General features: G+C 42.6%; 10 protein-coding genes and 2 tRNA genes. All 12 read right to left on the bottom strand.

Annotated features, from left to right (window positions below; all coding sequences use genetic code 11):
- Positions 1-128: 128 nt before the first annotated feature.
- The 12 genes from JR334_09925 to JR334_09870 all read right to left on the bottom strand — a co-directional run bounded on the left by JR334_09925 (position 129) and on the right by JR334_09870 (position 12,587).
- Complete coding sequence (locus JR334_09925) at positions 129-1,055, bottom strand: ABC transporter permease (protein ID QRN85258.1); 927 nt, start codon at positions 1,053-1,055, stop codon at positions 129-131.
- The gene (locus JR334_09920; GenBank protein QRN86912.1) at positions 1,030-2,106 is read right to left on the bottom strand and encodes an ABC transporter permease; all 1,077 of its coding nucleotides are present in this window, start codon (positions 2,104-2,106) and stop codon (positions 1,030-1,032) included. The genes JR334_09925 and JR334_09920 overlap by 26 nt, the downstream gene beginning before the upstream one ends.
- Before the next feature lie 66 nt (positions 2,107-2,172).
- Positions 2,173-4,467 (bottom strand): molybdopterin-dependent oxidoreductase, encoded by a 2,295-nt coding sequence (locus JR334_09915; protein QRN85257.1) that lies wholly within the window; start codon positions 4,465-4,467, stop codon positions 2,173-2,175.
- Positions 4,460-4,939: a (2Fe-2S)-binding protein gene (locus tag JR334_09910; GenBank protein ID QRN86911.1), complete on the bottom strand. Its 480-nt coding sequence runs from the start codon at positions 4,937-4,939 to the stop codon at positions 4,460-4,462. The genes JR334_09915 and JR334_09910 overlap by 8 nt, the downstream gene beginning before the upstream one ends.
- Before the next feature lie 75 nt (positions 4,940-5,014).
- Positions 5,015-6,001, bottom strand: a complete 987-nt coding sequence (locus tag JR334_09905) for a LacI family DNA-binding transcriptional regulator (protein QRN85256.1) — start codon at positions 5,999-6,001, stop codon at positions 5,015-5,017.
- Between the two features lie 284 nt (positions 6,002-6,285).
- Positions 6,286-7,956, bottom strand: coding sequence for a formate--tetrahydrofolate ligase (locus JR334_09900; protein ID QRN85255.1), 1,671 nt, complete (start codon positions 7,954-7,956; stop codon positions 6,286-6,288).
- Between the two features lie 186 nt (positions 7,957-8,142).
- The gene (gene ndk, locus JR334_09895) at positions 8,143-8,556 is read right to left on the bottom strand and encodes a nucleoside-diphosphate kinase (protein ID QRN85254.1); all 414 of its coding nucleotides are present in this window, start codon (positions 8,554-8,556) and stop codon (positions 8,143-8,145) included.
- Between the two features lie 32 nt (positions 8,557-8,588).
- Positions 8,589-10,493, bottom strand: a complete 1,905-nt coding sequence (gene ftsH, locus JR334_09890) for an ATP-dependent zinc metalloprotease FtsH (GenBank protein QRN85253.1) — start codon at positions 10,491-10,493, stop codon at positions 8,589-8,591.
- Positions 10,494-10,566: 73 nt separating this feature from the next.
- The gene (tilS, locus tag JR334_09885; protein ID QRN85252.1) at positions 10,567-11,928 is read right to left on the bottom strand and encodes a tRNA lysidine(34) synthetase TilS; all 1,362 of its coding nucleotides are present in this window, start codon (positions 11,926-11,928) and stop codon (positions 10,567-10,569) included.
- A gap of 74 nt (positions 11,929-12,002) precedes the next feature.
- Positions 12,003-12,079 (bottom strand) — tRNA-Met (locus tag JR334_09880).
- Positions 12,080-12,092: 13 nt separating this feature from the next.
- A tRNA-Met gene (locus tag JR334_09875) sits at positions 12,093-12,168 on the bottom strand.
- A 56-nt stretch (positions 12,169-12,224) separates the two neighbouring features.
- Positions 12,225-12,587, bottom strand: a complete 363-nt coding sequence (locus tag JR334_09870; protein QRN85251.1) for a septum formation initiator family protein — start codon at positions 12,585-12,587, stop codon at positions 12,225-12,227.
- Positions 12,588-12,771 lie beyond the last annotated feature (184 nt).

Here is a 12,771-nt window from a genome sequence, read left to right as displayed (position 1 = left end):
TTTTTCAAGACCGAAAATCGTCACCAGTCTTTTCTTTCTTTATCTTGCAACTTGGTTAGAGCCCTCTCAAGAACTAGCTTGGGTTACCAACCAAAATGCCTCGATCTAGATTTCACCGTAAACCCAATCTAATCCTTGTCGTACGGTTTAGACATAGCTGCTGGTCCACGAGATTTTCCTACAAAACCTGCCAATGCAAAAATAGTCAAAGCGTACGGTAACATCAATAAGAATTGGAACGGTATGGCTGTACCAGCTGCTTGTAACCTGAACTGAATCGCCTCTGCTGCTCCAAAGATAATTCCTGCAAACAGAACACCTCGTGGTGTGTATTTGCCAAATACAACAGCAGCCAAAACCATAAATCCACGACCTGCTATCATATTTTCGGTGAAGAAGCTCAAAAGTCCTAGGGAAACGTATGCACCCGCCAAGCCGCTAAACAAACCTGATATTAAGATGGTTACGTAGCGTACTAGATACACGTTGATTCCCACGGTATCGCAAGCTTTGGGATGTTCTCCCACCGCTCTAACCTTAAGACCAATATCTGTTTTGAACATGATGAAACTGGCAATCGGTACTAGAATCAATGCCAGATATACCAATGCGTTTTGCTGAAAAAAGGCTTGTCCGAAAAATGGTATCTTAGATAATCCTGGAATCGCTATGATTTCAAAGGATGCTACATCCGGAGGTGCCGTATTTAAGCCAAAGAGCGTTCTAGCAAGAGTCGTTGTCAGACCAAGACCTAGGATGTTAATCGCTGTACCGACTACAATTTGGTCTGCTTTCACTGTTACGGATAGGTATGCAAAGATAAGAGCAATGATACTAGCCGTAAACATGGCAAACAATGTGCCCAACATGGCTGATCCGAACCACCAAGATCCAGCAACCGCTGAAAGTGCTCCAACCAGCATCATTCCTTCCACACCAATATTTACGAGTCCTGCTCGCGCACTGAACACAAGACCTATACCTGCAAGAATCAAGGGAGTAGCAGTCCGAAGATCTGCTGCGATAAATTTAGCGATCGCTGTTAGAATTTCCATCTTTATTACCTCCTTGTCTTGCTATTTTTTCCAATTTACGTTTATTGTATACTTTTTCAAAAAATCCACTTGAAATTACAAAAAAGATTACGAAAGCTTGAATGATATAAATGATAGCTATGGGTACCTTGGCCAGCATCTGCATCATGTTGGCACCGCTTCGAAGAATTCCGAAAAGAATTCCAGCAATCAGGATGCCGACTGGAGCTCCGCCACCCAAGAGTGCTACGGCTATTCCGTCAAATCCATATCCAGGTGAAAAATTCTGGAACATTCTGAGCTGAATACCAAGAATTTCGCATGTTCCTGCCAAACCAGCGAAACCGCCAGCAATAAACATAGCTAGTAGCGCATTCTTCGTTGGATTTATGCCCGCATATTCAGCTGCTGTAGGATTAAGACCAACTACTCTGGTCTCATAACCCGTCGTTGTCTTCCATAGGAAATAGTAATAAAAGACAATGGCTAACAGGGCAACCAAAAATCCTGCGTGTAATCTAGTTCCTGGTAAAATTTTCGGCAGTATGGCAGAAAGCTGTGCCTGTGCCGTTTGTGGAAAGCTTCCTGGTGGCTCAATCATAGGGCCTGTAACCAAGTAGCTTAGAAAATGTGTCGCTATATAGTTGAGCATAATCGTGGTGATAACCTCGGCTGCTCCGAACCGAACCTTCAGCCAACCAGCCAGCAGGCCCCATAATCCACCGCCAACAAATCCGGCGATGATAGCCATTGGCAAGTGAATAATCATCGGAAGCCCAGTCAAATAAATGGCGACAGTCGTTGAAAATATCGCGCCAATGTACAGCTGACCCTCTGCGCCTAGGTTTACCAGTCCACAACGTGCGGCAAAGGCATAACTAAGTGCCGTAAAAACAAGTGGTGTTGTCTTTACCAAGGTTTCCGCAATCGCGTTCTTATTGCTTAGTGATCCCATGAACAAACTCTTATAAGCTGTCAGTGGGTCTACACCGATAAATTTGATGACACCCGCTCCGACGAGCAATGCGGCCAATACAGCCACGAAGGGTATCCCCAATTTTTTGAGTAGCATCTCGCCGCCCAATAATCGCTTTTTCTCTTCCAAGTCGTTCCCCCCAATACATCTGTCTTGCAAATCCTATGACTCGCATTCTGCGATCTTCAACATTCCATCCGCGAGATGCGGCATGCAGTGAAAATCATACTCCAAAGCATTAGCAATCGCATTGACAACGGCTGGTGCAACTGGTACTGTAGCACATTCGCCAATGCTCTTTCCCCCATACGGTCCGGGGGTCTCTCCTTCCTCAATAAAATCAATCTTTATGTCAGGCATCATTGATGCCTTGAACATCTTGTACTTTTTCAGATTGTTATTCTTCAATCTGCCTTTCTCATCAAACTCCATCTTTTCAGAAAGTGCATAACCCAAGCCCATTTGGATACCACCTTCTAGTTGTCCTTCCAGTGACATTCGGTTAATTGCTTGGCCTACATCATGCACAGCCACATAGTCAAGAATTCGAACCGTACCAGACTCTGTATCCACTTCCACTTGTGCAAAGTGTGCTCCGAAAGAAGTTCTGCCAGCTATAGAACCATAGGAGGCAGAAACCATTACATCTTCCTCATGTTCTCTATGGGAGTAAAGTAGTAAATCAGCAAAAGTAACTTCTCTGCCAGCTAGACCTTTCACTTTCTTTCCTTCAAGGAGAGTTAGACTACCTACTGGTTCTTCCAACATCTCAGACGCCAGTGACAAAAGTTTTTCCCGCATCTTACCAGCTACCTTGATGCAGGCTGCACCAGTTACGAATACGCCTCGGCTTGAGTAATCTCCGAGATTCCATGGCGTCAAATCCGTATCAGATTCCACAACAGCGATATCCTCAACTTCAAGACCCAGTTCTTCAGCCACAATCATCATTTGAGACGTAATTAAGGAATTGCCCATATCGTGGGTCCCAGTCTGTAAAATCATGGTTCCATCATCGTTCAATTTAAGCCTTAGACCTATGAAATCACGGTGAGCCCCAAAAACGCCATTCCCATGGCAACCAATGGCAAAGCCAATTCCTCTCTTAATCTTTCGAGCTGAATCTGAATGTTCCTTCCTTAAATCTAAATTATTTTCTTCTTTTATTTTTAACTTCCATTTATTTTTAGCTTTCCAGTCAAATAGCTCCAATCCTCGCTCCATACAATCCAAGGGCCTAGGATTACCTACCTTCTCTAAATCCACATCCTCCGGGCGAACTAGATTCTTTCGTTGCAGTTCAACGATGTCAATCCCTAGTCTTTGACTTATGGCATGTAGTTGCCGCTGTTGGGCAAAGATCGCTTGTGGAGATCCATAGCCCCTCATGGCCCCAGCAATCGGTAAATTCGTCAACACCGGTGTTCCAAAATATACCATATTGGGAATCTTGTAGGTCTTGAATACCTTATGGCTCATCGCTCCAATAACATTATAGGCTGCGCTTACATAAGCGCCAGTATTAATCAGTGCATTTAATTGCTGTGCCACAATCGTTCCATCATTCATGACTCCTGTCTTGATTCGAATGATCGAGCCGTGTCTAGTCCTCGTTGCAATCAGATTTTCTTTACGGGTTAGATTAATCTTTACAGGCCTGTGCGTCATCATAGACAAGGCAGCAGCCGGTCCCTCTAGCACCGCCGGGATTTTACTTCCAAACGCTCCCCCTAAAGTTGGTTTAACTACTCTTACCTTACTTTGCGGCATATCGAAGACATCACTTAAGGTGTTTCGAATGGCAAAAGCATTTTGGGTGCTGGAGTATACGGTCAGTTTACCCTGCTCGTCAAAATCTGCAATGCACACGTGGTTTTCCATTGCCATAGGGCTCACAATCGGCGTCCTGTATTCATCTTCAAAGATATGGTCCGCCATGGCAAAGCCTTTCTCAACGTCCCCCACTTGATTGGTGACCTCATTAAGGCGGTTGCTCACATTGTCATGCAATTGGATTGCATCCTCCGCCAAGGCTTCTTCTATGGATAGCACTGCAGGCAATTCTTCATATTCAACCCGTATCAGCTTCGCAGCCCGATCGGCTGTTTTTTGGTCAACAGCAGCAACTGCACATACCCTGTCACCTACAAAACGGACTACCTCAGAAAAGATGGTCTCAGTCCTGGGAATATCGTGGTCTGCAAAACGAAGTGCACTATTGTATTTCTTGTTTGGTGTATTGAATGGTGTGGCAATGGCTACGACTCCATCCATCTTTTCTGCTTCACTAGTATCTATCGAGATTACACGAGCATGGGCTTTTTCAGATAAGACCAGTTTGCCATAGAGCATATTGCGAAACTTCATATCATTTGTGTAGCTAGTTCTGCCCGTCACCTTATTGTATGCATCAAAGATGGGGCGGCTTCCTCCAACTATACGCAAATCTTTATTCATTGTTTTCGCCTCCCATTTTCTCAGCAGCATCTTCAATCGCTTCTACAATTTTCACATATCCTGTACAACGACATAAATTATTTTGGAGTGCAGCTCGAATCTCGTCCCTAGTTGGCTTAGCATTTTTATCCAAAAGTGCTTTTGCTGAAATGACCATACCAGGGGTACAAAATCCACATTGAACTGCGCCCTTTTCGACAAAAGATTTCTGTATCTGATGCAAATTAGGACCATCCGCTATGCCTTCAATCGTCACAATTTCTTTTCCTTCACATTTGATTGCCAATGTAGTGCAGGAATTGACTGCTTCGCCATCAATTAACACCTTGCAAGCTCCACAATCTCCGGTTCCACAACCTTCCTTAGGCCCTGTAATATCTAATAACTCTCTTAATACATACAGGAGGGTATAATTCTTTTCCACTTTGGCTTCATAGGTTCTTCCATTAATTTTCAGTTCGATTGTATTCATAGATTCGCCTTTCATTTTGTTCACTGCTCCAAGTACAGATTGAGCAATCCCAATAGAGAATATCGTGCACGTAATTCAATTCGTTGATGCCCGCTCAACAATATCTGGTTTCACTAGGATAAAAGTCTTTGTTTCTTTCCCCTCTAGCAATGCTAAGAGCATCTCAGCGCCCTTTTGACCTAACAAATCTGTTCTAGAATCTAAAGAAGAAATATTAACAAGCTCAGAAAATTGCGTATTCCCAGAGCCGATCAACATGATGTCTTGTGGTATTTTGAAGCCCCTTTTCTCAATAACCTTAAGAGCTGACAAGGTAATAAAGTCCGAAATTCCGAAAATGGCATCTACACCATCATCCAAGAGTTCCTCCGTTACCTTTTCCATTTCCTTTGGGCTAAAATGACAAGTTTTTACGTGATAGGAGTCCGGTGAAAATCCGGAATCTTGCATAACTTCAATGAATGGTTCTCGGTAAATATCTGATTGAGGATGATTTTTGGCCCCTACAATCAAGCCAATATTTTTGCATCCTTTTTCAATCAACAAGCGTGTTGCCCTTTGAACACCATCTTTAAAATCCGTGCTTACACTCGGATAATTCTTTGGTTCAAAATTGCGATTGATCATCAGGGTCACGATGTTATGTTTTCGAAGCCGCTCGAGATGATCGTCGTTTTGAAAGTCGAATGGCTTGGTCATAAAGATAACCCCAGCTACACCGACTTCCAATAGTCTCTCGCAGGTTTCCATTTCTTTTTCATAATTATTGTCTGTCGTGAACGTAATCATGGAATAGCCTTTTTTTTCCAAGCGCGATGCAATGTTATCTGCAATCTCGGCAAAGAAAACATTTTTCAGCGATGGAATCACCAACGCGATTATTTTGCTACTCCTTGTTTTAAGAGAGACCGCCATATAATTCTTATGATAGTCGAGTTCCTTGATGGCTTCATCTATCTTTTTGGCCGTCTCCTCTTTCACTACAATTTTGCGGTTAATATAGCGTGATACTGTGCAAGTACTGACGCCAACGCGCTCCGCAATATCCTTGATTGTTGCCATATGTCCTCCGTTAATCGTTTAACTTGTTTTAGTTTACCATTGATTTAAACGTTTAACAAGATGTTCATAACAACTCAAATAAAAAAAATCGCAACTTGTTAGACATCTATATAACTTCTACTATTCTTCTTTAGCTGGGCTTTTCCTGCCTTGTGAATAAAATAACTAAACGATTAACTCAATTGGCTTTTATGCTAGACATTGTATCCGCTTTTTCGCATATACCCCTTCTATTCTGGCATTAAAAAAAGCGAACGCTCTCGCGTTCGCTTTTATTGCTTTTCTTAGAATAAACCAGTAATTACACCACTCTCATCAATATCGATGTTGCATGCTGCCGGTCTCTTAGGCAAACCAGGCATCGTCATTACATTGCCAGAAATAGCCACTAAGAATCCTGCTCCAGCAGACAGTCTGACTTCACGAATACTAATTGTGAACCCTTCCGGTCTACCCAATTTTTTAGCATCATCAGACAAGGAGTATTGTGTCTTAGCGATACAAATTGGTAGCTCGCCATAACCCATATCGGTGAACTGCTTAATGCTTCTCATAGCAGCCGCTTCAACATTTACACCACTTGCGCCATATACTTCTTTCGCGATGGTTTCAATTTTTTCCACGATTGGCAGTTTTTCATCATAAAGCACTTTGAAGTTAGACGGTTTTTCAGCAATGGTCTTCAGAACAATCTCTGCTAATTCTTTACCACCTTCGCCACCTTTTGCCCAAACATCTGACAAAGCAACTTCAACACCTGCTTTTTGACACTTCTCAATCACGAGTTCAACTTCAGCATCGGTGTCCGTCGGGAACTTGTTGACTGCAACGATTGCAGGTACACCAAATTTTCCTACGTTCTCAATGTGTTTTTCAAGGTTTGAAAAACCAGCTTCTAAAGCTGCTAGGTTTTCTTCAGCCAAATCTGCCTTAGCTACTCCACCATGCATTTTCAAGGCACGTACGGTAGCAACAATAACAGTCGCATCAGGCTTAAGGCCTGCAAAACGGCATTTCAAATCAAAGAACTTCTCAGCACCCAAGTCAGCACCGAAGCCTGCTTCTGTAACAACAATATCAGACAGTTTCAAAGCAGTCTTAGTTGCAGTAACTGAGTTACAACCATGTGCAATATTTGCAAACGGTCCACCATGGATAAAGGCTGGTGTATTTTCCAATGTTTGTACTAGGTTTGGTTTGATAGCATCTTTCATCAAAAGTGTCATCGCGCCTTGCGCTTCCAAATCTCCAGCAGTAATCGGTTTTCTGTCATAAGTGTAACCTACGATGATTTCAGAAAAACGCTTCTTCATATCCATCAAGTCATCTGCCAAGCAAAGGATCGCCATGATTTCAGAGGCTACAGTAATATCGAATCCATCTTGTCTAGGTATTCCGTGTGCCGGTCCGCCTAAGCCAATTACAATATTTCTCAAAGCACGGTCACTTAAGTCAATAACACGTCTGAACACAATTCTCGTCGGATCCATATTCAGCGGATTGCCTTGCTTTAAGCTGTTGTCTACCATTGCGGCCAATAGGTTATGAGCATACGTAATGGCGTGGATATCGCCTGTAAAGTGCAGGTTGATTTCATCCATTGGGACTACTTGTGCCATACCACCGCCTGCTGCTCCACCTTTAACACCGAAGCTCGGTCCTAAGGATGGTTCTCTCAAGCAGACCATTGCATTTTTGCCCAGTTTTCTCAGGCCATCTGTTAAGCCAACTGAAGTAGTAGTTTTTCCTTCACCAGCTGGGGTAGGATTGATAGCAGTAACTAGAACCAATTTTCCATCTTCACGGTCTGCAAGACCTTTAATGGTTTCCATGGAAATCTTAGCTTTGTACTTACCATAAAGCTCGATATCATCGTCTGACAATCCCAAGCCTTTTGCGATTTCAACAATCGGCAACATCTTCGCCTGTTGGGCGATTTCAATATCTGTAAGCATCTCTTCATCTCCTTAATTTTTTTTAAAGGTTACCCTTTGAAAGTCTAAATTTATAGCCTTTTCCATTTCATTTAAACAAATCTTGCGCCTTCTTGTCAAACGATTTTAAGAAAAGAGCAGGTGAAAGTTTTCACCCGCTCTTAAATATAGACACTCTAATTAAATTAAATCTCATTTTTAGTACTACTAAAATATCTCATTTTCATTGAAATACAAAGCAATTTCCCTTTTAGCACTTGAAGGACTGTCCGATGCATGAACCAAATTCGTAGTTTTGCTAAATCCGTAGGTTCCCCGGATACTGCCTGGTTCAGCTTCGTTCGGATCTGTTGCACCCAACATCTTTCTCATTCCCATCACTGCATTTTCACCTTCTACAACGATCTCGACGACTCTACCTGAGGTTATGAATTCCAACAAGCTAGGGAAAAATGGTTTGTCTACATGTTCCGCATAATGCTTTCTGGCCTGTTCTTCAGTAAGCACCTCCATTTTCATGGCAGAAATGCGGTACCCCTTCTTCTCAATTCTGGACAGAATATCTCCCATCAGATTACGCTCAACCGCATCCGGTTTAAGCATCACATAAGTTCTTTCCATTGTAGGTATCCTCCAAAAGTTATTTATCTAACCTAGGCATTTAATCCTGTTTCCAAGTCTAACGCCCTTTCATCTTTTTTATCTTCCTTAGCCTCTTCTACCACTTCTTTGTTTTCTATCGCAGACTCAGCAAGTTCTCCTTTTTCCATCAGCAAAATAAACTCTTCTGCATCGATGGTCTCACGTTCCATTAAACTATCTGCCAAAAGCACCAGCTTGTCCATGTGTTCCCTTAAAATAGTCTCCGTCCGCTTGTAGCAATTATCCATCCAGCGTTTGGCTTCTTTATCGATATTATAAGCAATTTCTTCGCTGTAATTTCGTTCTCTAGAAATATCACGTCCCAAGAATACCTGATGGTCTGCTTTATTTCCAAAGGTCATGCTACCCAGTTCTTCGCTCATGCCGTATTCCGTTATCATGCTACGGATGGTACCCGTTGCTCGTTCTAAGTCGTTTGAAGCTCCAGTAGAAATATCGTCCAGCACCAAGGACTCCGCAATTCGTCCTCCCAATAGCATACAAACCTGTTCAAACATTTGCTCCTTGGTTATATAATTGCGATCCTCTTCTGGCAGCAATAGCGTATAACCGCCTGCCGCACCCCGAGGAATGATTGACACCTTATGTAGTGGATCCGTATTCGGCAAGTAATGACTCGTAACAGCATGGCCCGCTTCATGATAGGCCACCAGCTTTTTCTCTTTTTCGCTCATTATTTTGGAATGTTTTTCCGGTCCAGCAATGATTCGCTCTATAGAAGACTCAAGTTCCTCCATACCAATGCGCAGTCCATTTTTTCTAGCCGTGAGCAAGGCACCCTCATTCATCAGGTTGGCTAAATCTGCACCCGTAAATCCTGGCGTTCTCTTAGCTAAAACAGATAAATCTACTCCTTCAGCTAACGGTTTTCCCTTGGAGTGAACCTGCAAAATTTCTTCTCTACCTCTAACATCAGGTGCTCCGACTGTTACTTGACGGTCAAAACGACCCGGTCTGAGTAGTGCGGGGTCAAGAATATCTGGTCTATTGGTTGCTGCGATAATGATGATGCCTTCGTTGGTTTCAAATCCATCCATCTCTACCAACAGTTGGTTCAATGTCTGTTCGCGCTCATCATGGCCGCCGCCTAAACCTGCTCCACGTTGTCTACCCACTGCATCAATCTCATCGATAAAGATGATACAAGGTGAACTTTTCTTGGCCTGTTCAAATAAATCACGTACCCTAGATGCCCCTACACCTACAAACATCTCTACAAAGTCTGAACCACTAATGGTAAAGAAGGGCACATCTGCTTCTCCTGCCACGGCTTTAGCAAGAAGCGTCTTGCCGGTACCGGGCGCTCCGAAGAGCAATACTCCTTTGGGGATTTTGGCCCCTAGTTTTGTGAATTTTTCCGGACTCTTTAGAAATTCAATAATTTCTTCCAGTTCTTCTTTGACTTCATCACAACCAGCCACATCCTTAAAGGTGACTTTTTTGGTCATCTCATTTTGCAATTTCGCTTTACTCTTGCCAAATTGCATCGCTTTATTACCACCTTGAGCTTGTTGTGACATGAACACCAACATCCCAATTAAAAGTGCTATTGGCAACAAATAGCCAATCATGCCTAACCACCAAGGGTCTTCCTTAATGGCAGACTTTGTGATTTGTACATCATTCTCTAAAAGCCATTCCGACATATTATCCCACTGTACTGCAGTGAGGATAAAATTGCTTCCATCATCCATAGTACCCGTGATGTCTACCATCGAACCATCTTCTACTTCTAGAGATACTTCTTCCACCTGTCCAGATTCAACCAGATTGCTAAACTCATTGTAGGTAAGTTCACTAACCTCCGGTGTACTTCCCATGTTGATCCGCAGCATGGTAAACAGCAGTAGGGCCAACAGTAGAAAGAAGGTTATATTTTTAGTATTTTTTCCCATCAATTATTAATCCTTTCAAGCTCATTTCCTTTTCGCATATACTACAATATACTAACATATAGGCTATGTTCTTTCAATGTAGGAGGAGCTCAACAATCACAATCCTACTTGTTTTCTTCGTTACCTTAAAATCCGAGTTAATTCTACCACCTACAACCCAGACAATTTCACCGGTTCCTGAACAGATAACCGGCAAGTTTTGATTGGCATACCCCCCTAGTCCCATAGCAGAAAATATTTTTTTAACGGATGATTGACCTTTGGCGCCAAGCATCTTATACGCATCCTTTGGCTGGCGGTTACGAAGTAACAGCCTTTCACCCAACTTGTCTAAATCTGCATGAAATTGAAGTGCATTGCCACACTTTTCGTCAGTCAACTTCTCATATTCTTCTCTCATTACGAGACTTGATTTGGCGATCAATCCAACCTCTAATTCAACTTCACCCGGCAAACTCATTTCCACCTCATATGGAATCTTTTTAATATGTTTTGATCCAACAGTAATACAGTTTTTGTTGATTCGAACAAAGACTCCACCCGGTAGGTCTATTTCTGAACAATGGCTCCATTGTTCTTCCAACTGTAGAATATACTTCTTTTCTAGTCCACATCCGGTGAGAACATAGTAGATTTTTCGCAAAAAACGGGCCCGGAAAGCAAAAGGAGCAGCCTCCCAATGTTCATATCCTACCCGCGCACCCAATACACCATAAACTGTAACATATTGCTTCATCCATTCTACACTCAATGCTTCAAGAGCCTCTTCATCCTTCTGCAAAAGAAGGCTAGTCTCAAAAAACAACTTGTCGACACTAGGATTAATTTCTCTAAGCAGCGGTAGTACCTGGTGGCGCAAGCGATTTCTAGTATAAACAAGGCTACGATTGGATGAATCTTCAACCCATTTAAACTGCTTTTCTAAAAGATATGTTTCAAGCATTTTCTTGCTGCATGATAAAAGAGGCCTAATAATATGATCCCGCTTGTAGCGCATGCCACCGAGCCCACGTAAGGCTGAGCCACGAATCATATGGTGTAAAACCGTCTCCGCTTGATCCTCCCTATGATGTGCAAGAGCAATGGCCTTAGCCCCATACTCTATTCTAACTTCTTCAAATAGCTGGTACCGTTCTTCCCTAGCTTGTTCTTCAATGCCATGACCAAATTCTTTTGCAAGTTGGGATATGTCTCTACTACAGCAAACTAGCTCTACTCCGTAAAAGTTGCAAAGCTCCTTTACGAATTTCTCATCTTCTCCTGCTTCTTCTCTAAGCTCGTGGTTCAAATGAACAGCAATTATGCGGTATCCATGAAGAACCGCAAGTTCACGAAACAGGTGAAAGAGGCAGACAGAATCCATGCCGCCTGATAAGCCTAAGACTACCGTATCATGGTCTTCCAACATATTCCATTGCTGTATAGTCTTTTCCAAATTCTCTAGCAGCATACCATGCCTTTCTGTTTAACAATATAAAAAAAACAGACTGATAACAGTCTGCAATATCGTGGTAGCGGTGACAGGAATCGAACCTGTGACACTACGGGTATGAGCCGTATGCTCTAACCATCTGAGCTACACCGCCACAATAAAAAAAGTGGTTGCGGGAGTAGGACTTGAACCTACGACCTTCGGGTTATGAGCCCGACGAGCTACCAACTGCTCCATCCCGCGACGACAAGACTTATTATCAACGCTTATGTACAGAATGTCAATAGTTTTTCGAAAATTTATTTTTCTTCACCGTCTTCTAGCGTTTCGTCTAGCACAATCAGATGCTCTCCCTGCTTAATCAGGCCCAGTTCCTTCCGAGCCTTATACTCAATATATTCATCACTGCCAACATAATCTTTTAATTCTAGCAAGGCCTCTTGTTCTTCTTGTACTTCATTTAATTGTTGCTGAAGTGCTTCCACTTCCTGGTTAGTCTGAAAGAGGCTCCACTGGGTTTTGGTGATCATGAAAATTGCATAGAGAAACACCAAGCCTAACAATACGGTAACAAATGTCCGCTTAATCTTCGGCTTTCTTTTTTTCTTTTTCGCTCTTCTACCTGGGTCATCGTAGACGCTGTTTTGTTCCCTATTGTCCATAAATGCCTCCGCTTAATTATAGCATAGTATCTTCTACACCATAATATAAAAAATCAGCTATACAAGCAAATGTTCCAAGGAAACAATAAATATATACTTTCTCTTTGCCTGGATGGATTGTGCCTGTTCTTTTGCCGCCATAAAAAAAGTGCAGGATTAATTCCTGCACTCGCGCCAGCAACTT

Source organism: Clostridia bacterium (assembly GCA_016887505.1).
Classification (GTDB): domain Bacteria; phylum Bacillota; class TC1; order TC1; family UBA5767; genus UBA5767.
The sequence above is the reverse complement of the archived record's forward strand: the minus strand, read 5'-3'. Positions and strand labels throughout refer to the sequence as shown.